Genomic DNA, 22,166 nt, shown 5'->3' with positions numbered 1-22,166 from the left:
TTACATTTCTCTTTTATGCCTTTGGCTATCTTCAATGAAAAAATGCTTAAAGTTAATAAACTTATGGTAGATTAATGTTACCGATGTGTCCGGCCACTTTTGTTACCTATGTGCCGGTCACACAATTAAATAAGGCAATTTACGCGGGAGAGGGGGAAATTCGAATAACATTATTTTAGAGGTACTGCAAGCAGTGAGGCTGAGTAAAGAGACGGTTCCTGAAGTTATTTTAAAGGCCATCACCTCATCTCTCTCCCGAAAATAGGCTTATCAAAATGATTTAATGCCATCACTGTAGTTTGTTTTAATTCCGTCATTATGGAATTACATAATAGTTCCTTTGGGACTTAGTGTGCTGGAGTCTTCGTTTGGCAAAGGAATGAATTCTTGAGCATCGCCACTAATTAGTGGGAAGCGTGATCCTGCTTTCCCCGGTCCATTAGCCCACTCTACTTTAGCCTGCTCTATTTTTTCCTGAGAGCTGGAAACAAAATTCCAATAAATATAACGCTGGCCGACTGATTTTCCTCCGAGCAACATTACTTTGGAGTCTTCAATAGCTTCAATATAAAGAGGTTTTTTTGTTTTTGCGACGGCCATCGCGCAATGGTCAATTTCTTGATCATTAATGCGCACTTTGCCACTCACCACATAGGCAGCACATTCATTATCTCCAGTCGGAAAGGTAAGCTCGGTATTTCGAGGGAAATCTGCGTAAACATAAAACATATCAGAATAAATCTTCACGGGACTAGTGCGAGAAAACGCTTTTCCAAGTAATAGTTTTAATTTAACCTCATCAATGACAAATTCAGGGAGCGTTTCTTTAGGATGATGAGTAAAACTAGGTGGCATTTCTTCATATTCATCGGGTAGAGCGATCCAGCATTGTATTCCATTTAGCTTACTACCTTCACGATGCAAATCTTCGGGGGTACGTTCAGAATGCACTATTCCATGTCCCGCAACCATCCAATTAATGGCGCCGGGCTCAATTAATTGGTCCGATCCAAGACTATCCTGATGACGAATTTTACCTTCAAATAGATAGGTTACTGTCGCTAAGTTAATGTGGGGATGTGGACGAACATCGATTCCGTGGCCTGCTGCAAAAGCAGCTGGGCCCATGTGATCAAAAAAAATAAAGGGTCCAATCATGCAATGCTCATAAGGTAGGACTCTGCGAACGCTAAATCCTCCTAAGTCTTTTTCTCGGGCTGTGATAACAATTTCTAAGTTTTCCATGGCTATCCCATCCTCATTAGGGTTATAGATTCCTGGCCGGATATTAATATCTAACGTGGCATTCGCTATATTTAACCTTTATATACTATAGCCATAAAAGATACCATCATCCAAACCCCAACCCTCGTAAAGGGGTCAGTAAAGGGGTCAGATATCAAAATGCGATTATCTATGAAGGCCCTAATTTTAATTTAATCAATTTTGAGATATTCTATTAGCGCAATTTGTCATAGGGTTTGAAAATTAATTAAAGGAAGATCTATATGCCAGCAAAGAGTAAACCGAAAAAATCGGCTTCGTCTAAAGCTAAAACGACCAAAACCAAGAAAGTCTCATCCAGCTCAAAATCCGTTTCTCCCACCTTACAGTTTAAAGCAATTACGCAAAAACAGACAAAAAATCAGATTCTGCGCACTATTTCTGAGGTTTCGGAGTTATCAATAAAACAGATAAAGGATGTTTTCATCATCACCAGTCTCTTAGCAAGGTGTCATCTTGTTAAAAAGGGATCTGGAGAATTCACTCTTCCTGAGATGGGCATCAAGGTAGTGCGTAAAACCAAGCCTGCCACAAAAAAACGGCAAGGGCGGAATCCGATCACGGGTGAAACGATTACCATTGCGGCTAAACCGAAACGCGAAATAATAAAGGTACGTGCACTTAAATCACTCAAGGATATACTCGAGTAAGAAGATAGGTGCTAATATTGGATGGATAACCTGGTATGTGTATAATACTAATGGTTAAAGATCATTGGTTAATGATTTTGTGCAATTTCTAGGGTTTAAAATTACAGGAGTATCTAAATGAAATCTAAACTAATTTGTTCATTGTTGTTTCTTGCCAGCTTCTCTTTTGCATCTGCTTATGCATTAGACAATACCAATGAAAAAAGTTCCGTAGCACCAGTGAATCAAGAGTCAACCGCTGACCAACAAAAAGCGGGTGAAGTGATTGGCTGGTTAATCGTATTGAATAAAAATGAAATCGCTGCTGCAAATGAAGCGTTGGCTAAGAAAACCAATCCAATGGTAAGATCTTATGCCGCAATGCTTAAGCAAGCGCATAGTCAAAATCTTCAAAAAACGATATCACTCAGCAAAAAAATCGATATTAAACCTGTAGAAAACGAACCTGTTGTGGCTCTTAAAGAGAAGGGCAAGGAAGAGTTATCTACTTTGAAACCAATGGATGGCAAAGATTTTCAAGTTGCCTATATCGATGCAATGGTTAAAGGCCATGCAGAAGCGTTAGATAAAGTGAATGAAGATTTAAAAAATACAACCAATCCACAATTGAAACAACATTTAGAAGCTACTCGGGCATCTGTTACAAGTCATCTTGAAAAAGCAAAGATGATTCAAAGCAAACTCCAATCTTCTAACTCTTAAGAGTGTAAAGTCCCCCGCTAGAAATAGCGGGGACTCTATTTCGTAAATATTCGAATTACAATTGATTCTTTCCCTATTTAATGTTCTGATACCCGCTTTAAAAAACTAAATTTTTAACTCGCTGATCTTATTAAAATTTAATATAGGATGCGCGAATAATTATATTTTTTTATCGTGTTAATTACTTATAACAGCGATCTCTTTTTTTGCAAAAAGTACTACACAGTCCACGACAATACATCATGATATAAAAATATGTGGGCTTTTACTTATATGTATTTTAGCTTCATGTTGTAGTAGCGGAGGTTACTTCGCATTCTTTGGCTGTTTTCTGCTACTTATTGCAGGCATTGTGGTCATAGAATAGTGTTTCTAAGCAATTTCAAACAATATTATAATAGTACCGCGCTTTTAATTAATTGGTGTAAAAATTGAAAAAGAACTTACCGCAGTACTTGGCCGTACGCCATTTATAGACCATGCTGGAACACTAGTTTTTTATGATTTGAGGTCTTATATTAATAAATTAAAAAAGGCAAATACTCTCTTTAAATGATGCAATCAGTATGGATTATTTAAATAATACGTTGCAAGCTCAACTCAAAGGTTGTATTAAAAAATCATTAACACTGAAATAAAGAGAGCGAGGGTCGCCTTGTGCGACTACTTTTTTTGCATTTGTGGAAAAATTGATGACATGTATCCCAGGAGCAACTTCTATCTTCTTAGATACTCGAGTTTCAGTCCAATTAATATTAATTTTAGTATCAAATAAATCGCTGGTTATGTATAGCGTGGACATCCCCGGGTAAGCTGTTTGTACTTTAAAACTTATATTAACAGGTACGTTGTGGGTGGTAAAATTGAAAATCTTTAGACACCCTTTTTTGTCGCACCAGTGCCAGGTTTTTTTATCCCGTGTTTCTAAGATGGAAAATCCTTTCGCCCAGCTTATGTTTAAAGAAGTATTAATTACAGCTTTCCTGGCTTCATCCTGGAACCGTAATGGATTATCTTGCTTAAGTTTCTGTATGTAAGGCTGTAAATCATAAAATACCAGATTTGAGCTGGCATTCTCTAGAGGTTTTGTTTTAGTGATTAACGTGATTTCTCTCGTAAGGTGCTGCGCTTTATCCTTATACCAGTTTCTATTTATATATAATCCCTCATATCCTGAAAATGCCAGGTGTTGTAACATTTCTCGCGGGGACTGAGCACTCAAAGATTGCTGCCATTTTAATGCTTCGCTGCCATTAGTAACGCCATAACTCCATCGAAAAGCAGACGTATGTAAGTAAGGCATAAAATGCCTATATATTTCTTGCCAATTATTGGTTAATTGATCAGGAAAACCAATGACCGGCAACTGAAATATCATCGAGTGAGCGGGTAATGAGGTTTCAATTTGTTTTACAAATTTCTTGTCATTATTGAAATCTATTTGAGTTTTGCTGAGTGACATTTTGTTAGAACTAAATGAAGGTAACTGATCAATTAAACCAATGCTGAGCAGCAACATTGCTATGAAAGACATCATAAATTTATTGTGAATTGAGGGGAATTTTTCAATTACTAATTGAGCGCTCATAAAAAAAGCAAAAAGTGAAAAAAAAGAGATATAGACACTAATGCGATTGCATGCATGTAAAATGGGGGAAATGGTATATGCAAGCACCGAACAGAAGCCTCCTGAGATTGCGAATAAGACACAACTTATATTAAAAATACTGAAAAGATACAGAGTAGTATTTACCTGCCATCTTCTGATGAACAAAACCATTAGCAAAATTAAAAACCCTATGCTGCCTAAGACACCTAAAGAAGCACTGGTATTTTCATTTACCAAGGGAGCGGTTTGGTTATAATATTTCTTGAAATTTTTTAATGCTTCAATTCTATGACCATCGTGGGGGAATAATAACTGGGTTATTTTTAGTGCGTAAACTTCAGATTCTTGGGGGCCGCGAGCAAACGCCTCTTTATTTGGACCATACTGTATATTTTTTAATATTGTAGGAGAAAGAGAAGCGACAAATGTCAGCATGCTGAGTGAAATAAAGAAAAATGCATTTAATATAGGTGCCCAGTTTTTTTTGTTGATGGCGGCGATAATTCCAGCAATAGCAATTAGGTAACATCCAAATAGAACAAAATAGCCGGCACTACTACAGCACGCTCCCGCAATTGGTAAAAGACAAAGCCCAATAATACTCATTGTTTTTTTTGTGCGTGTTGAAGCCGCGATCTTTGTCAAAAAAGTCGGCCTGTTAAAAACGATAATAGCAAGATAAATAAAGATAGGTGCAACAAAGTAAGTATTAACTGTTAAATGCCCTACTCCTCGCCAGACATGATAAAAATTGAAAGAATATAATAAAGCTGCCACTAAAGAAAAAAAATTATTTAATGCTAACCGTCTAAATATGCTTAACGAAATAACAGTGCTTAATAAATATGTAGAGAAATAAAAGGTGTTGAGTACCGAGCCATAATTCGCAAAGAAAAGAGAAAGAAATCGTACTGCTATAAAATTTAATGGAGTATAGATGGGAAAGTCGATAAAACTAAAACTAAAAGGCGCCGAAAAAAAAGGAATATTGATGTAGTACTTGCTATCAAAAATGGCTTTTACTATTACATTAATGACAAGACTCTCGCCACCATATGACAAAGGAGTCGAGTAATCAAAGCCAGGAACATAAACTATCGAAAATAATATTATACCTGTCAATAATGTTGCCATAATATAGAGATAGAAATTACTCAAGATACGCTGCTTATTGACCAATGTTGGCTCCATGCCCAAAAAAGACTGATATTACAATATTACTCTACTAACGCCTAGTTTTTTTAAAACGGGCACTGAGCCTTGAACAACATCATGCAAAGTTTGTTGAAAAAATTCTCGATTTATCAGGCAACTTTACCCAGCTAGACTCTCTAATATACAAATTTATATAAACAATCCTACCTCTAAATGAAGAAGCGATAGCGCATCCAGGTTTCTATGAATCGTGATATTACGATCCAGAGACACTACGTAGAATAAGAATGAGCGCCAATACTATAAAGGAAATCAAAAATATTTTGCCGCCTCCCACGCGGAATCCCTCAGCAATACCTCGACGGTAACGTCCATTCCACGCCATCCATGCAGGTAATAATACCAGCAAAATAATGCAGTTAATTCCCGCATATTTAAGGGCTTTAATAAACACATTAGGGAAATAGAGAGCGATGATTAATGAGGGCAAAAAAGTTACGGCATGAATGATGATATTGTTGTAGCCCTTTTTTTCTAATTGCAAACCATCAGAAAAAAAATCTGTTAAACATAATGACACCCCAAGAAAAGAAGTGACTACACAAATCGATGTGAAAAGTTTAATAAAAAATATAATAAATTCTTTGCCGATTAATTTACTCAATGTATTGACTAAATCACTGACTGATTGGGGGGAATTTAAAATATTTATTAAGCTGTTTTCCCCATTAAGTGGAATGACACCCATAATGACGGCATCCCAAATAATATAGCAAACCAGCGGAATCAAACTGCCTATAATAATGGCAATCTTCAATTTTCGAGCGTCTCCCATAAAGTAGACACGTAAACTAGGAATAATGGTGCCATAGCCAAATGCAGTGATAGTGACAGTCAATACCGTAGCAGAGGAGAGGTAGGTAAGATTACCTGCAGTAAGTTTGTCTACTGAGATGAAAGGGAAGAGCAGCAATACTAATATTATGTATGCGCCAAACTTAACGAACATGAGTCCTCGGTTAACAAAGTCAACGACGCGGATACCGCCATACACAATAAAGCCAAAGAGTAAGGTAAATGAAATGGAGGATACCCAGAGAGGTAGATCTAGACCGCTTGCTTCCAGTACATTATGAAATAAATCACTGCCCCCCGCTATGTAGGCGCAAAGAAGAGAGTAGAGCAGAAGAAGGTAGGTGAGCCAAGCGAGCCCCTGTCCCAGTGGACCGATGGTTGCTTTAGCCATAGAAATTAAATTGCTATTAATCGGCAGCCAGAGATTTACTTCGAGTAAATAAAGTGCCCCTACTACCATGATCAGCCAGCAAACTAATAAAAAAATTAAGGAGCCGACAAAGCCAAGCTCGGCCGCGGCAATAGGCAACCCCAGCATTCCGGCGCCAATAGATGTGCCCACAATAAGCAGAATTCCACCGATTAATTTAGAATCCATTGGGCAACTCCTGGAAAGGTACTTAAGCTAGATTTTAATTCCGGTGGAATGAATAGATCCCAATAGAGATTCTCGGCATTCAATAAAAAATACCGAGAAGTCGCTAGACTATAATTCTACAGTGACTCTTGCGCCAATTATATTTGCAGAAACATCAGCGCTACCTCGTGTGCTCGTTGCATCATTAGGGCTCACATTGTTAAGGGGAGTGGTTTCAACAAAATAGACGTGGACATAGTTTATTTCTGCAGAAAGAATTTTGGTAAATCGATAACCCACAAGTGCGGCAAAATTCATTCGATCTACTTCAGGAAGACCAAGAGCACGGTCTCTATCATTCGTAGGTGTTTGATCGTAAGCTACCAAGCCACCGACATATATTTTCTTCGTTACATTATAGCGGGAGCTTAAATCTACTTCCCAGGTGTTTTTGTAGTTCAAAAGCACGAGGCCAGTAGCATCATCTGAAGGTCCTGCTATACCATTTAATACCACCTTGTTGAGTCTGCTCCATTCTGTGAAGCGGGCTTGTAATCTTACTAATAAGTCTTCGCTCAAGTATTGGGTAGCGGTAGCTGATGTCGTAGCGGGAAGTTTCAACCTGGCAAAGGTATTATAGGAAGTTGGGAAGCCAGAAAACCTACTTTCACCTTTGAGTAATGGTGTCGTTACGGAATAATAACTGAGTCCAAGATAGGTGCCTTTAACTGGATTATACGCTACACCGGCATGCCAACCTTCTGTCCACGTATTAGCATGATTTTGAATACCAATGTCAGGTCCTGTGCCAAATGGGATAGTCAGGGAGGGGTACATTTTGTCTAATGCCGCCCATACTTGCATTATGTCAACCCCTGCACCAAAGGCGAGTTGTTTTAAATAAGGAAATTGAAAAGCAATATTTGGCGCATAATCGACACTGGTTATGGCAGTCTTGGTCGTAGAATATCTGCTCAACGAATCTCTCGGGTATTCCGTTATGCTATTAAATGGCTGAGTGATATCAATGCCTGCAACTACATATTCACTGAATCGGTTGGCAAAACGTCCATAGCATGAAGTGAATTCACCGATATTTGTGGAGGTTCCGGAATTTATAATATTATTATTTAAACCAAAAGGATCGGGTACTACTACCGTACCTTTAAATTTGATATCGGGTGTGGCTTCATTATAAGAAGCAATCATTTGCAGGTTTTTAACTAAGAAAGCTAATTCCGCAGGGTTGGAATAGTTAATTCCGATAAAGCTTTGGAAGTTACTTGCAAAACTCATGGAGGAATAGAGCAAGGCGCCTGAAACCAAGGTAATACCCAAGTTTTTCTTTACTGAAGGAGCCTTAAATTTCCTTTTCATATTTTATTTCCATATGTTAAAACTGTTATTCTATTCAAAACAAGGTTCGCATTTTATCTTGCTGGGTGACATCTTTCAACCACAATAGCCGAGATCTTTTAGTTTGTGATGAAAAGTCTGTAGGATGAAATTTGTCTCTTTCACTGAGCGAAGTGTTAAAAGATCATGCTAATTCATAACCTATGTCCCAGACATAAACTTAGGTCCTCTCGCTGCATCCATGATTTAAGTTCCAGACTTGTTTGATAGCGCAGAGGATGACATACTCCCTTTTTTTGTAATTGCAATTTATCAAGGAGTGATTGATGAAGAAATTATCATTAGGACTAGCGCTTCTTTTTTCGAGTATGAGTAAAGATGCCTTAGCTCTGAATAATAATAGCTACCTTCCCAATGTATGTGTGCCAACCAATCAATGTGGCGGCATTACCTTTGGACTCGCAGGAATTTATTGGCGCCCAAGCATTCCTTATTCAGACTATGCGCTTGTGTTACCCACCTTTACGAGTGGCTTCGCTCACTCTGAATATTTAGATCACGAAGCTTCCTTTGACTGGGGTTTTAAAGCAAACGTGGGTTATGCTTTTCCTGGAACAGGTAACGACATACGGTTGACCTATACCAATTATACTCATGACCGAAAAGTCGAAAATGAGATTTTGACTGAAGTTTTTCTTCCTTCATCCGGCTTAATGGCAGATCCAATTTTAATTGGTCCCCTTGCCTTGGTGGGAATAACATTAGCACCCGGGGCTACACTCGCTGCTACAACACCACCGTTACCAGTGTTTTTATTGCCACCGCTTACCATCCCGTCACCCATTACCTCTTTTACCGCAAAACAAAAGTTAGATCATCACGCTGTTGATCTTGATTTTGGGCAGCAAGTTAAAGTGGGCAACAAAATGAATCTGCGCCTGTTTGGCGGTTTGCGTTATGCTAAATTGGAAAATAAATTAGAAGAATCATTTACCTCTGTAAGAGACTTCACCTTACCTCCAATTACTTCTGAAGTAGGTGTATTACTAGATGTGGGAGGAGACGATGTACTTGGCACACTCGGTCTTGCCGTCATCATTGATGTTGCTTCTGAACAAAACGATGTAATAAACCAAAAATCTGACTTTGATGGCATCGGTCCACGATTCGGGATTGAAGGCACTTATATGATAAAAGGAGCCCTCGGAATCGTTGGAGGGATTTCAACTTCTCTTTTAGTGGGCGAAGAAGATAGTTCGTATACCGCTAGACTAGAACGATCTACCGTAGCTTCCACCACCGTTATCGCAACACCCGAAGGAGCCGCTGCACCCTTTATCACAGGAGCGGTATTTTTTGGTGATGATCCCGTGACCGATGCGTTTTCCACTGTTACGAGTTTCAAACATCCAGATGAAACGCGCATTGTTCCTAACGTAGATGCAAAACTTGGTTTGATGTTTGCCTATCAATTTTGTAACCCGTCAAGAGGCAGTATCAGTATTGAAGGGGGTTATTGGGTAAGTCATTATTGGAATACAGTGGATCGTTTATCCATTGTTGGAAGTGAGTCACCCGAATTGCGTACTCGCCGCACGACAGATGTGAGTTTTGATGGTCCTTATATTGGTATTCAAGTACAACTATAAGACGGTAAGTCCCGCGATTCAAATCGCGGGACGACGTTGGGAGTGGTGGCTGGATGAAAGCTGGGTATCAACGATGCACTTTAGCGATGGATAAACGGTTTTCAGCAGACTGAATTATTTTTTCACTTCGAGTAGCTATATGAAACCCCATTTTTTCTAATAATCGAAACAGCCAAAAACTATGTGACGCTACTGAAGTCTTAACCGCAGTTTTCTTATTAGAAATGGGAGTTATTGCATTAGTAATATCGTCTCGCGTAAGCGGACCTTTACACTCTAATTTTTTCTGAATTGCTGTTTGTTGGTTCTGCAAAACACGTCTAAACTCTCTTAGGCCAGTTAGCTTATCTTCAGCAGTAGGATCATCTCCACTGCGATAAGCTAAATCAGATTCTTGCATTAAGATTTCAGATGTACTTACTGCAATGGTGTCTACCATTACCTGTAATTTTATCTCGAGGACTTGCTCAAGGGTGATGCTACGAGACTTGTTTTTTTTATGGATTTCATCTATATCTTCGTTTAATTTTTGAATGCCTTCTTCTAGACTCGTAATCAATCCACTATTAGGATTAGTCATATCAGATGGTCTTACCATTAGTTTGTAAATAGTTAATCTTTCTTGCCAATCATAAATTTCTTTAGCCAAATCTAAATCGAGCTGTTTTAATTCAACATGTAAATTAGTTTTTTCTATGTTGTCGTGAAAGGCTTTGTTGGTGTTGGTGTTATGATCCTTATGCGGAATTTTAAGAGCATATTCATGCGCATTATCAAGGGTTTGTCCAAATTTACCGAAATCAAAATCCGGAAAATCTTTTCGAATTTGATTGATTAGATTTTCACATTGAATAATTTGATAGGGAAGAATATAGATTGAGGTGCTGTGAAAAAGAGGTTTCAATTCCTCTAACAAATCAAGAAGCGTTTGAGGGTAATCTTCCATAGAGACTTGAACCATTAGTTCTGTAAAAAGTGGATAGAGAGTTTCTCGAATTTCAGTATAGCGTGATAGTAAACTTTGGATTTCTTTAAAGCTAATATTTGCAATGTGTGGATTAGTGGGCATGAGAGACTCATTGATAGCGAGAGGAAAATCTATTTGACCTGCCTTAACTGATTTAGTGAGGTAGTATTGGCAAACGTTTAAACACATCTTTTCGAAGTAGGCAATTAGGATGCCGCGGTAAATATATTCCTTACCTTGTTTGAGTAATTCTTCATAGATATTCCGGTCAGAATAATGCGTATTTATTGCTTTGATAATTTTTTGTCGCAACTCGCCCTTGTCATCAAACAATTCAGTATAGGCGATAAGGAAAATATCATTAAAATAGTCAGTGAACTGAGCCCACTTATTCTGTTCATCGATATGGTCAATAATTGCTTCTATTTCAGGGTGTTCAGAATTATTCAAACCTTCAAAAAGGTGGAACAGTGCGCTTTCTGTTTTATCCTGTAAATATTTGTCCAGCTGTTCTTTCCCATTAGAGACACCCGTTGTGGTTGTCAAATAGGCTACAATTTGGTCAAGCGGAGTTTCAGAATGAAATGGCTGTTTCGTATTCATAAGGATCACCCGTTAGTAAGATCATTTACTATACCATGTTTTTTTAAACGATAGCAGATGTCCGGTGCGTTAAGAGACTAAGCCTTCTGGGTGGTTTTCGGCCAATGGAATCTGGAATTCGTCGATTACTTTTTGCAGATTATCTTTTAGCGTGCTTTTACTGAATGGGAAAAATCCTGAATCAATAGCTTTGACTACGTCTTGTACCTTAGCAAGGATCGTCTCTGGCAAATAATTATCATTTAAAATATCAATTATTTTATTGATCTCGGCTTTTCGAATAGGTGAAAAAGCGTGTCGGGCGAAAAAATGATTATATGAGGTATCGCTTTTAATGACATACGATTCAATGACGGCATAAAGCTTTTCTCGAAGAGCGGTGTGTTGTGCCTTTATTTGAGGACCAAAATTTGTTTCTAAATCAATACCTTTGGTCACGTTTGGCAGCGTCTTTAACCAGGTTATTTTCTCTTTCAGCCCATCTAATCTTCTTTCTACACGCACAGTTAAACTTACCAGGTTATTTAAAGTAACTGGGTATTTGTGATGCTTGTTAAAAACCCGGGCTAATTCAGTTTCAATTAAACTGATTTCTGTTTTATCCTCTATGCAATTATTTAACTGTAATTCTGCAATAAGTAGATCTAATTTTGTCAATTGATCCATTTTTTCAACGAAATTGTTAATGATGGTGTCAACATGCAGCGATAATGCGTCATGGGTATCAATATTTTCTAGAGAAGCAATGCCTAATCTCGACAAGAATACTTTTAAAGGCTCACCTTCTTTTATAGTAGAACAGCCATTGATAAGAGTATCTCTGAGACTTGCTAAATTATCCGGTCTTTTCGGAAGTAGATTTTTGTGTTCAGTGTCGAGTTCTATTTGGTGGAGGCCTTCAATCACTTCTTTTAAGTGGTTATCCTCCTCCTCTGTATCGTCTTTCTTTAAGAGATATGAAGAGTGGATATGTTCAAAACTGTCAATTAATGTATCAATTTTAGGCCGGCCATCAGGATTGATTCCAATCATGAATCTGATTTGCCTCAGAATTTTATTTTGGATTTGGAGGGGTAAGCCACTTTTCTGAAGACCCTCCTTTGCTAAGTTCTCTAAGGACTTTCTATGTGTTGTTAGCACTTTTTCTAGCTCAGCGAGGTTGGGGATGTTGGTTTCAAAATAAGACTGGACCTTTTTAGCCATCGCTATAAAAATCCTAGCACATCGCTCACGGTATGAATTATTGCAGATTATTTCTATAAAAATTAAGCCTAAGGTATAAATATCCGAAGCAGCCGTTTGAGCCCGTTTTTGAAATATCTCTGGTGGAAGAAGAAAAGGTGTTCCACTGGTTTCAAAGCGAGGCTTCCCCTTCAGCTGACTTAGGTTGAAATCGATAACCGTGAATTGACTCGGGATAGCTTGACCTGCAGCTGACTCTTTTATTGTTAAACGAATATTTTCAGTTTTAAGATCCCGGTGAATGACATTATTATCGTATAATTGTGATTTATAAGCGCGCAATAATTTTACAAATATATCCGGGATAAAAGAGGCTGGAAGTACTAAATTCTTCCCCTCCAAATAATTATATAAATCTATCTCCGGTATATATTTCATCACCATGCGGCCATGTTTGCTGCCGATGTTAGGGCGTTTAGCATGCATATGAGGGATATGTTGGGTAATATCCCACTCTTTGGAAATAATATCAGGACCCTTTTCAGGGCTCTTATCGGGATCATTGGCAGTATCCAGAGTGCTTTTTAAAGCATATATATCGTCGTCTGTATGTATGTCTGAAACCCTTCCATACTCTCTGAATCTTAGGCAGGGATAATCATAGCTAAGTTTTCCTTTTAGCTCGGTCACCGTGGCGAAGGCGCCTTCACCAATGGGTTTAAGTGAGGGTTCCTCAATTTCATAGGCAACGGCGAGATCCCCTGCTTCTGCTCTATGTCTTAGAAATAGCCAATAATTGGAAATTGTAACCTCATAACATTGTTCTTGATCTGGCTCACTTTCTAAAAAGAGTGGATAACTATGTCCAGGCTGGAGCTTAGTGTAATTGACGTAGGGGAGTTGTTTTTGGCTTAGGTTAAGTTTTTGCTCAAAAGCTGCAATTTCAACAGATAGATCAACTATCGATTGTTCAATTTGTGAGAAGTCCTTAACATCAATTAACTCAATAAATTTATTACATAAGTCAATAAGGGATTGCCCTGAATTTAACAGTTCGCCTTTCACCACAATTAATTTTTTTAATTCAAGAAAACTGTTCAAAATAGTGGTGGCTAATTGCTTTACCTCTTGGGGCGCATGCTTCTCAAACTGTTCACTCTTGATAAGCCGTCTAAGCCCTTTTATTTCATCTTTTATATAGAGTTGAGTTTGCCCATTCTTTAAAAATTCGAGCATCAAATCTTGATCGGTGTCAATTAAATTTGTAGGGTCTAATTCGCGTTGAATGACTTCATTAGCTATTTGCACGGCTGCTCACTTAGGTATATTTATGATTTGTTCATTATAAAGTGCCAACCTTAAGGATAAATTATTGGTTTGAAATATTAAAAGTTCTGGCATGGTAACTGCATCAAGAACCCCCTTGACAAACATGAGGCTGGAATTCCCTGGATTTCGCTACGCTACATCCAGGCTACGTTGAGGGTGTTGTAGCCTGGATGTAGCGTAGCGAAAATCCAGGGCTTATTCAGTTTGATGCGATTGCCATGAAGTTCTGGTTTTTTTTTAAGGTGCACGGGGCCCCCGTCCGCCAATCCGCGGCACGACTGAGGGTGGTGCGCGGGATACAGAAATGCAGATCCGGCAAACTTAATAAGACTTCACTACTACCTTAGTACCTACTGGCAATGTCCCGCTCATCCACCTTGCATCATTAGGATAAACGCGAATGCAGCCATGGCTAGCGTGATGTCCCGGCATTTCATTAGACCCGTGAATCGCAAATCCTTTATAAAAGAACATAGCCCACGGCATAGAGGCGCCTCCTCTGGGCAAGGGGTATTTGCTAGAAATAAAATGCGGCCCCTCTTTATGATAAATTGCATAAGCTCCAACAGGCGTACGACAAGCCCTTTTAACATCAGGACAATATCCTTTGCCACCGACAGCCTTGCCACTTCGGACCAATTTGCCATTGGCTCCATAAATAGACCAATTAAGGGATCGGGGATTAAAGATGAAGACTTTTCTTCCTTCAGCAGGAATACTCGCGGAAACAGACGACTTATGATGTTTAGGATGCTTTGATTGGGCGGCGTCCAGTGGAATTGCTAAGCTGCTGGCAGATAAAAATAGACTCATTTTCACTAAAACAGATAGAGTTTTTTTCAACGGCTTCTCCTCTTCGTTTCTTCTCCCTAAGTTTATTATTCCTTTATACTTCATAGTAAGTATAATCATTTTTTGGCTAAAATTTCTGTATAATGAGTGGCTTGGAGCTTTGAGTCTTCTTCGAAGGATTTAAACTTTTTTAGGTTTTAGAGTGTTACCGATGTCCTGTTCCGATACACTGGGGGTAGCCTAGTTTCGCCATGCTCATTACGTCGTCCCCCAACTTGATTGCGGGATGCAGGATCTCACTGATCAAATTATGAAACGATGGGTGAATGGAGCTAAGTTTATGTCTTGTATAAAGAAATTGTGCTGGATTTATTGGGGAAGTTAAGGTTGTCTTAATCTGCATGACTTATCATAGAAGTAATTGAATTAACCGGTAAGCGATGACTTGTATGTTAACTAAAAGCGATATCCAAAATTTTACTAGAGCGCAAAATATTAATTCTATCCAGGTAGAGACAAGTGCTGGTAAGAAGATAACGTGCGAACTATCCGACGCGGGTGCGTCGAAGAAGCTGGGTCTACATTTTTTGAGTCGTGTAAAATTATCAAATGGTAATAAAGCAACTGTTATGGGCTTTGAGAATGAGGTTCCCGTATTTCAAATGGATGGTGAAAGTCACGTTTGGATTTCCGACTGCTTAATTGATACAGACTCTCTTAAAAAGCAGCAAATTGAGCACTTACCAGATGATGATAATAATAATGAAAAAGTTGATGCTTCTATTGACAAATTTTTTAAAAAACTTGGTTTGATTCAGCCCTCTAATAATGAAACACATTTTTCCAGTTTAAGAGAAATTAAAACATATGTGGACGATCACAATCTCAGTACGTTCACTTTTGACTCCAAACAGGGAAAAATAATATGTCAGCTAAAAAATCCTACATTATCTGAAAAATTTGGACTTACTTTTTTGACTCGACTAGAACTACCGGATGGCGAAGATGGAACTTTTGTAGGTTTCTCAGGAGAGCATCCGTGTTTTTTACCAGATAACGAAAAAGAGATTTATCAGGATAATGTTCTTATTAATAAAGACTCTCTCAGTCAAAATAACTATTACATAATAGAGGACTACTCTCAATTTAATGATCACGCACATACCCAGCTTAAGCAATATTTTGTTGATTTTGACAATCAGATAAGCACTCAAAATATGTCATTGGCTTCACCGCCTTCTCTAGAGGGAAAGGTAGAGGAAGCAAAAATTTTAGAATCGGTAGAGAAAGCCAAAATTTTCCTTCAAATGTGTGTTGACTATCAAAGTAGATATTATTGGAATAAACTTCCTAAGACGTTTAGGGATAACTATCTTTTTAGTTTGAATCTAAAAGATTCCCGAGTTAAAAAGATTTTCTTTGAATTATTTACAAATTTCAATGCTTTTTTATCACTCAAAACATTTTTGGAAGAGACGAAGCCCAGGCAGGGATCATTGGATGACTTGATTCAAGCATTAGACTTTTCACTTAAAGAAAAAACAGAAATATTGCTAAAATTAGATAAACAGAGACGTATGCCTTATGCGATGGACGATGAATTGGTTAAATTCTTGTTTGAATGTTTAAAAGATGAAAATTCTGCTTCAGCAAAGGCGCTTCGTGACCGCCATAACGCGATAAATGAGTGGATTGCAGAGAGGAAAGTGGATGCCATCCCGGTATTTTTGATGATATTGAGTACCCCCGCCTACTTTAACTTACTTTCTGACAATGAAATTTTTAGTATGATGCTTAATTCTATTGAGTCACAATCATTTAGTAATTTCGCTAAAAAACACACGGTATTCACCGAAATTCTTTCTAAGAATAAGTCACTTGCTGCGCCGTGCTTAAATGCGCATGTAGATAAGCGCAACGACGAATTCACCCTTCCTAAACAGATGGTTATGAAATTGCTGGAGCGCTGGGGTGCAGAAAAATACTTTAAAGATACTCTAACTGCCCGCGCTATTGGTGCTTATATAGCAACAGCCACATCCGCAGCAGAAAAATGGGACTTAATTAAAGTCTTTTCTACTTATATACATTTTCCCGAATTTATAGCTTCGGAAACAGGTCAAGATTTACTTCAGGCAGTAATCCAAGATGTAACTATCCCAAAAGAAGAGAAAATTTTGGAATTCGTCTTGCCCTGGTTATCTGAATCTACGCTTAAACATATAGCGTGCTTGCCTGAGATATGGGGAAATAGTTCTGTCTCAGAACAGAGGCTGTTACTCTGCGCAATTAAAAATTATATCCATACATTATTTTATCGCAGTCAACATAAAAACATGCAGTTAATACGCCAACCTTGGTTTCGTGAAATTTTGTTTACCTTGCTCTCAGAAGAAAAGGAAATGTTAAATTCAGCCTTAACTTGGATTTCCGACTGTGGGTTTCAAGAAAAGGATGAATTTACCGCTGATATCTGGAAGAACTCTTCTGACCTTGAACAAAGAGAACTGCTCAACAAACTTAAAACTTATATCCTATCCTCTCTCGATAACGATAAGTCCCCGCAAACACGTGAACCGAGGTTTCGTCAAATTGTATTTACAAGGCTCTTTAAAGAAACTCTGTCTAACGTGCTCTCTAAAAACATTCCGTTTAGCGTGTTCTCTGATGGAGAGGAATACCCAACACTTCGACAAGAATTCGGCAATAATCTTAATACACTTTTGTTTCCTCCATACAAATATCCTTTAGAGGGAATTGAGTGGGAAAGTGATTTTGCAAAACTAGAAAGTATGAAATTACTAACTTCTCCTGAGTTAAGTAAAATCTTATCTACTGAAGAAGCCGCTGAAATCTTCATGGCACAAAAAAAAGCAGACCACAAACAGATCCTTGATGCCATTAACAAAGATAATCCTGGGTTTATAGCGGATAAACTCTTACAAATATCTGACAGCTTAATTACGAGCAGCCAGTGTGCCGTCTATATACTAAATAAATTTGCTGTTGAAGTGGGCAATGCTTATTTGTCACCTGAACAAATTACAGCAATTTGCCTAGCATTAAGAAATGATAAAGAAGAAAGAAAGAAGGGAAATGATAAAGAAGAAAGAATGAAGCTAAGCTTAGAGTTTTTTATAAAAAGAATAAATGCAGCGCCGACTTTGCAGGAGCAAGCAAAGCTAGTGACAGAGTTTGGAGAATTTGAAGCCTTCGCAAATTGGGTGAAAACAGCAGATGAGGGGATTACATTCATTAATAATGTTTTCAAAGATCCAGCATGTGTCACCATTTTGAGAGTGAAAAGCTTAGAAGAGGGAAGTGCACTGACTAAGCTATTTCCATTATTAAGCCGCGAAATTATTCAAGAGATCCTTGTCAGTGAGCCTATAGCTTCTTATCACGCTTCCGAACAGGCAAGGCTTATTGGGCAACTTAATGGCAAAATTGATAACAGTGTGAAATCCAACAAAAAATTTAAAGAGCTAGTGGTTACTCTCTGCAAACAAAACTTGAAACCACTGTTAAGGGGAGCTTTTACTCTTTTAGTATTTCCGCAGGATGCAACTAGAAAAAAATTATATGGAAGTGATGAAAAGTTTTCGTTAGATCTTTTATTAGATGCAAAGCATAAAAATCTACTCACATATCAGGAACGTTCGGAGATTTTAGACTATTTTCTTTGCAATGATCCATCATGGAAGCGAAATATATTATTTAGAGAGAATGAAGCTGAAGGCCTTAAACCTCAAGAATGCCTTAAAATAATGGATTTACAAATCCAAGATATTAGCTTTACCAACCAATTAGAACGAAGTAATTTTAAAGATAACGTGTTGGAGAAGATTTCAAGAGATCCTGTGGGGGCGGCCCTTTTATTAAGCGGGTCCTTTGCGCAGAGTGACTATAAGCTATTAACTAAAGAGAAAATAAAAACAGTTTTGGAACAGCACCTTGAAGATGAAGATTTTTATAGTCATTTGAACCTTCCATTTTTTAAAGCGGCTCATCCAGTGGCCAAAATCCTGAAGGATATTAATGAGAAAGTATATAAGGAAAAACTCTTTGCAGCCGCTCAGAGGGATCCACAAGTGGCACGAACTGCCCTTCGAGACCATGCCTTATGCATGACCCAGCAGGCTAAATTAACCTCATTACAAAATCGCTTGCAAAAAATGCCCGAAGGTAACGCAAAAGAGGCGTTCAAGAACATAGTCACTAACTATGAGCGCAAGGTCAATCAGCGAGTCACATTCACCAGTGCTCAAGTTGCCACCTTGCTAACCTGGCATGGGAGTAAAGGGTTTTTCCAAAAACTTGGGTCAAGAGCATTAAATTACTGTACATATTTTATTCTTAAAGATAACCAAGGCCCTGCAGAGGCTGCCAACCTTGTTGCTGAAGCAATAGCTAAACTTCAACGCAATCCAGAACTGATCGAACGAGTTGACAGCCAATTGCGCAAACAGCTTAAAGATTATTCTCTTAAGAAGAGTATTGATGAGGCTCTCAAAAGTTACCAAGGCAAACCTCTAACCTATGCGATGCTGCATCAAACCGTAGAAATTTGGCGAACCTGGCATTCAGGATTTAGTCGGCTTTTTGCCGCGGGCCGATGGTTTAAACCTGAAGGGATGCCTCAAACGTTACAGGATATTGACCGTTTACTAAAGTTCCTCCCGAAAGATGTTGATCCTAATAAGGAGGTATCTCATGAGGTGCGTCTCACTTTAAAAGTAATCATGGCAGATCGAGTAAAAAGGGATTCATCCTCCACACGAAATGTGAAAAGCCATACCTCGCAGATCATTGCGGCTCTGAATTCGACACAAACTTTTGCTCCACCAAACTTTCTAATTCCTAACCCTGCTGACCTAAATGAGTCACTACAAGTCATTGAGTCAGCTTTGGAGCACTACAAAGAAGATATTGGGACTGCCTACGAAAGCAGTAATCAAGTCATTCAAACCACTAAAGCGATTATTTCATACATTATAGAAAATAATAACCATCCAGACAGAGACTTTGATTTCAAAAGAGCTCATGAACAGCGGAGGTGCTGGTTTCCACCCCTGCCCCCCGCTGGTGAGCAGTATTGTGCAATCCATTTGGAATATGAGGAATTTGTAACGTGGGAGAAAGTTCAGAAGCATTTTACTGAATTGGTTGTACAATTAATCGATGTATTTTCAAAGTACCGAGACGCCAAGAAGTTAGAACGTTTTTTTAATATGTTAAACCCTCCTATTACGGCATGTATAGAAGGAAAAACTGGTGCGCTATTTGAAGATGCAGCCAGGGAAATGAATTTACAACCTATGAATTTTTCAGATTTCATGACAGAGTATGTTGCAATCGGAGAAGCGTATTTAAAGGGGATGGGCAAAGAGATTTCTCTCAAAAATATGAAAGAATTCCTCGTAAAACGTTATTGCCCATTTCCAGTTCAATATAATAAAAAAAGTATTGCAGATCTTCTGGATATGAAGGAGGAAGCACTTCCAGGCTATCTAGTTGGAACCGACACTACCCCAGAGACCATCGGATGGTTTCTTGAGCAATTAAAATATACTAATGAACCTCAACCCGCACCTCTAATTTAATCTCCAATAAAAAATGCCCTGGCATAACCAGGGCATTTCAATATTGCTAACTAATACTAGTTGCAACAGGTTTTGCAAGGATTGCAGCAAGGGTTGCAAGGTTTAGCGCAATAGTAATAATTCACGCTTTTAACTGGGTAGCAATAACGTTTGCCATAAGTATAATATTTAGGGCAACCGTTCACACAGCAATAACCTTTGAAACAACGATAGTAGTTTTTATATACCACAACTGTTTTCACATATCGGTTATTGCATCTGTCATAAGAACAAGAAGCAGTACTGAAATATTTACCATGATGTCCATAACCATGGTATCCATGCGCAAAAGAACTTTGAGCAAACATGAAAGATGTTACTAGTAAGATGAAAGTAAGTGCTGATGACTTAATTATCCTTTTCATTAAATTTCTCCTTTAGAAAAATAGGCTCTGTTATTATAGTAGAGATATATTTTTTTGTGAGTAATTTGATAATACTCTCCACAACATCAGCGAGTTTTTCAGTTAACCGGATTATTCTTCCTAGGCGATAACGGGTAATAGGAGAGGATGTTAACTTCTCCCCTTGGAAAAAGACGGATCTGTCGATTTTCCCCGCCGTAAAAGGTAAACTTATCCCCTATAACAATTTTGATTCACTAAGCTAGGATTTAACGTGCAGGACACTCTCGCCAAAAATCGCCGCTTCTATGCCATTTTAGCCATGCTGGTTCTGCCACTTTCCGGTTTGGGCATTGATATTTATGTCCCTTCCTTGCCTGCAGTGAGCGAGTATTACGGCGTTGATAAAGCGTTGGTTCAATTGTCGGTCACTACTTATATGTTGGGTCTGGGGTTGGTGCAGTTGTTTGGGGGCAGTCTTTCCGATAGTTTTGGTCGTAAAAAGCCTTTTTTGATTGCCATGGCACTTTTTATCGTCGCTTCTTTTTGGGTTCCTTTTTCGAAAGATATTTACCAGTTGCTGTTATTTCGCTTGATTCAAGGGGGGAGTATCGCTGTAGTAATTGTACCGATGCGCTCTGTCATTTTAGATTTATTTACTGGCCATGAATTATTAAAAATGCTGAACTACATGACGATTGCTTGGTCAATTGGACCCATTATTGCTCCCGCCATCGGTGGTTATTTCCAGCATTATTTTGGTTGGCAGTCCAATTTTTACTTTTTGACGCTTTATAGCGTGGTCATGTTTCTACTGGTACTCATCTATATGCCAGAAACGAGTGCCTATAGACATTCGTTTCATATCGCCGAGATTTTGAAGCGCTATAAAAAAATAATATTTTCCAGGCAATTTGTCGCGGGCTTATTAATGAATGGTGTTTTGTATTCCTTTGTCATAATTTTTGGCATTGTGGGGCCGTTCTTAATTCAAGTTGTGATGGGTTATTCAGCCATTGAGTTTGGCAGGGTAGCACTTTTAATGGGGGTGGCATGGTTTATGGGAACGATGAGCAACCGCTTCTTGCTACACATCAACCTGCGCATAAAAACAAAAGTGTGTCTCCTATTAATGACTCTTATTGTGGTGTTGATGTTAGTTTTAGCATTAACCACATTTAATCTTTACTCTGTGACTATTCCTACCTTCTTTCTCTTTTGGGTGGCAGGAATCTTATTTCCTAATTACTTCGCGCATAGTCTGGCTCTATTTCCCAAAGCCACTGGCAGTGCCAATGCGTTGTTTGGCTCCGCTATTTTTGTTATTGCCGGCGTCAGTTCTGCTCTTGCTACCTTATTGAAATCCAATAGCATACTGCCACTAACCTTCGCTTATCTTATGCTTCTAGCGCTCTGCTTCTGTATTTTTTTTGGGATTATGCAACCAGCCGCTCATCAGAAATGAGTTAT

The 22,166-nt window shown here is 38.5% G+C and carries 12 protein-coding genes; 5 read left to right on the top strand and 7 right to left on the bottom strand.

Annotated elements, in window-relative coordinates:
• Positions 1-324 precede the first annotated feature (324 nt).
• Positions 325-1,245 carry a pirin family protein gene (locus H0U71_07915; GenBank protein ID MBA2654969.1) on the bottom strand — a complete coding sequence of 307 codons (921 nt, stop codon included), beginning with the start codon at positions 1,243-1,245 and terminating at the stop codon, positions 325-327.
• A 263-nt stretch (positions 1,246-1,508) separates the two neighbouring features.
• Here H0U71_07915 and H0U71_07910 point away from each other — a divergent pair, with 263 nt between their 5' ends.
• Positions 1,509-1,934 carry an HU family DNA-binding protein gene (locus H0U71_07910; GenBank protein ID MBA2654968.1) on the top strand — a complete coding sequence of 142 codons (426 nt, stop codon included), beginning with the start codon at positions 1,509-1,511 and terminating at the stop codon, positions 1,932-1,934.
• 117 nt (positions 1,935-2,051) lie between these two features.
• Positions 2,052-2,636 (top strand): DUF4142 domain-containing protein, encoded by a 585-nt coding sequence (locus H0U71_07905; GenBank protein MBA2654967.1) that lies wholly within the window; start codon positions 2,052-2,054, stop codon positions 2,634-2,636.
• A gap of 595 nt (positions 2,637-3,231) precedes the next feature.
• On the opposite strand, the gene H0U71_07900 is transcribed toward H0U71_07905, so the two are convergent.
• From H0U71_07900 to H0U71_07890, 3 genes are all read right to left on the bottom strand, one after another.
• Positions 3,232-5,424, bottom strand: a complete 2,193-nt coding sequence (locus tag H0U71_07900; protein MBA2654966.1) for a hypothetical protein — start codon at positions 5,422-5,424, stop codon at positions 3,232-3,234.
• A 232-nt stretch (positions 5,425-5,656) separates the two neighbouring features.
• The gene (locus H0U71_07895; protein ID MBA2654965.1) at positions 5,657-6,853 is read right to left on the bottom strand and encodes a tryptophan/tyrosine permease; all 1,197 of its coding nucleotides are present in this window, start codon (positions 6,851-6,853) and stop codon (positions 5,657-5,659) included.
• Between the two features lie 108 nt (positions 6,854-6,961).
• Entirely contained in the window at positions 6,962-8,209 is a 1,248-nt protein-coding gene (locus H0U71_07890; protein MBA2654964.1) for an outer membrane protein transport protein, read from the bottom strand.
• 305 nt (positions 8,210-8,514) lie between these two features.
• Between H0U71_07890 and H0U71_07885 the strand changes: the two genes are divergently transcribed.
• On the top strand, positions 8,515-9,837 hold the full coding sequence (locus tag H0U71_07885; GenBank protein ID MBA2654963.1) for a hypothetical protein: 1,323 nt from the start codon (positions 8,515-8,517) through the stop codon (positions 9,835-9,837).
• A gap of 67 nt (positions 9,838-9,904) precedes the next feature.
• Here H0U71_07885 and H0U71_07880 read toward each other — a convergent pair whose 3' ends face one another.
• From H0U71_07880 to H0U71_07870, 3 genes are all read right to left on the bottom strand, one after another.
• Positions 9,905-11,407, bottom strand: coding sequence for a hypothetical protein (locus H0U71_07880; GenBank protein ID MBA2654962.1), 1,503 nt, complete (start codon positions 11,405-11,407; stop codon positions 9,905-9,907).
• A 69-nt stretch (positions 11,408-11,476) separates the two neighbouring features.
• A complete protein-coding gene (locus H0U71_07875) occupies positions 11,477-13,897 on the bottom strand; it encodes a protein kinase (protein MBA2654961.1) in 2,421 nt (806 codons plus the stop codon).
• Between the two features lie 342 nt (positions 13,898-14,239).
• The gene (locus tag H0U71_07870; GenBank protein MBA2654960.1) at positions 14,240-14,761 is read right to left on the bottom strand and encodes a L,D-transpeptidase; all 522 of its coding nucleotides are present in this window, start codon (positions 14,759-14,761) and stop codon (positions 14,240-14,242) included.
• Between the two features lie 398 nt (positions 14,762-15,159).
• On the opposite strand from H0U71_07870, the gene H0U71_07865 reads away from it, so the two are divergent.
• Both H0U71_07865 and H0U71_07860 read left to right on the top strand, forming a co-directional pair.
• Entirely contained in the window at positions 15,160-20,313 is a 5,154-nt protein-coding gene (locus tag H0U71_07865) for a hypothetical protein (protein MBA2654959.1), read from the top strand.
• 657 nt (positions 20,314-20,970) lie between these two features.
• Positions 20,971-22,161, top strand: coding sequence for a multidrug effflux MFS transporter (locus H0U71_07860; protein ID MBA2654958.1), 1,191 nt, complete (start codon positions 20,971-20,973; stop codon positions 22,159-22,161).
• The last annotated feature ends 5 nt before the right edge of the window (positions 22,162-22,166 follow it).

It is taken from the genome of Gammaproteobacteria bacterium (assembly GCA_013697705.1).
GTDB lineage: Bacteria > Pseudomonadota > Gammaproteobacteria > UBA6002 > UBA6002 > UBA6002.
Note: the sequence above shows the minus strand (reverse complement) of the source record. Positions and strands in the feature narration are given on the sequence as shown.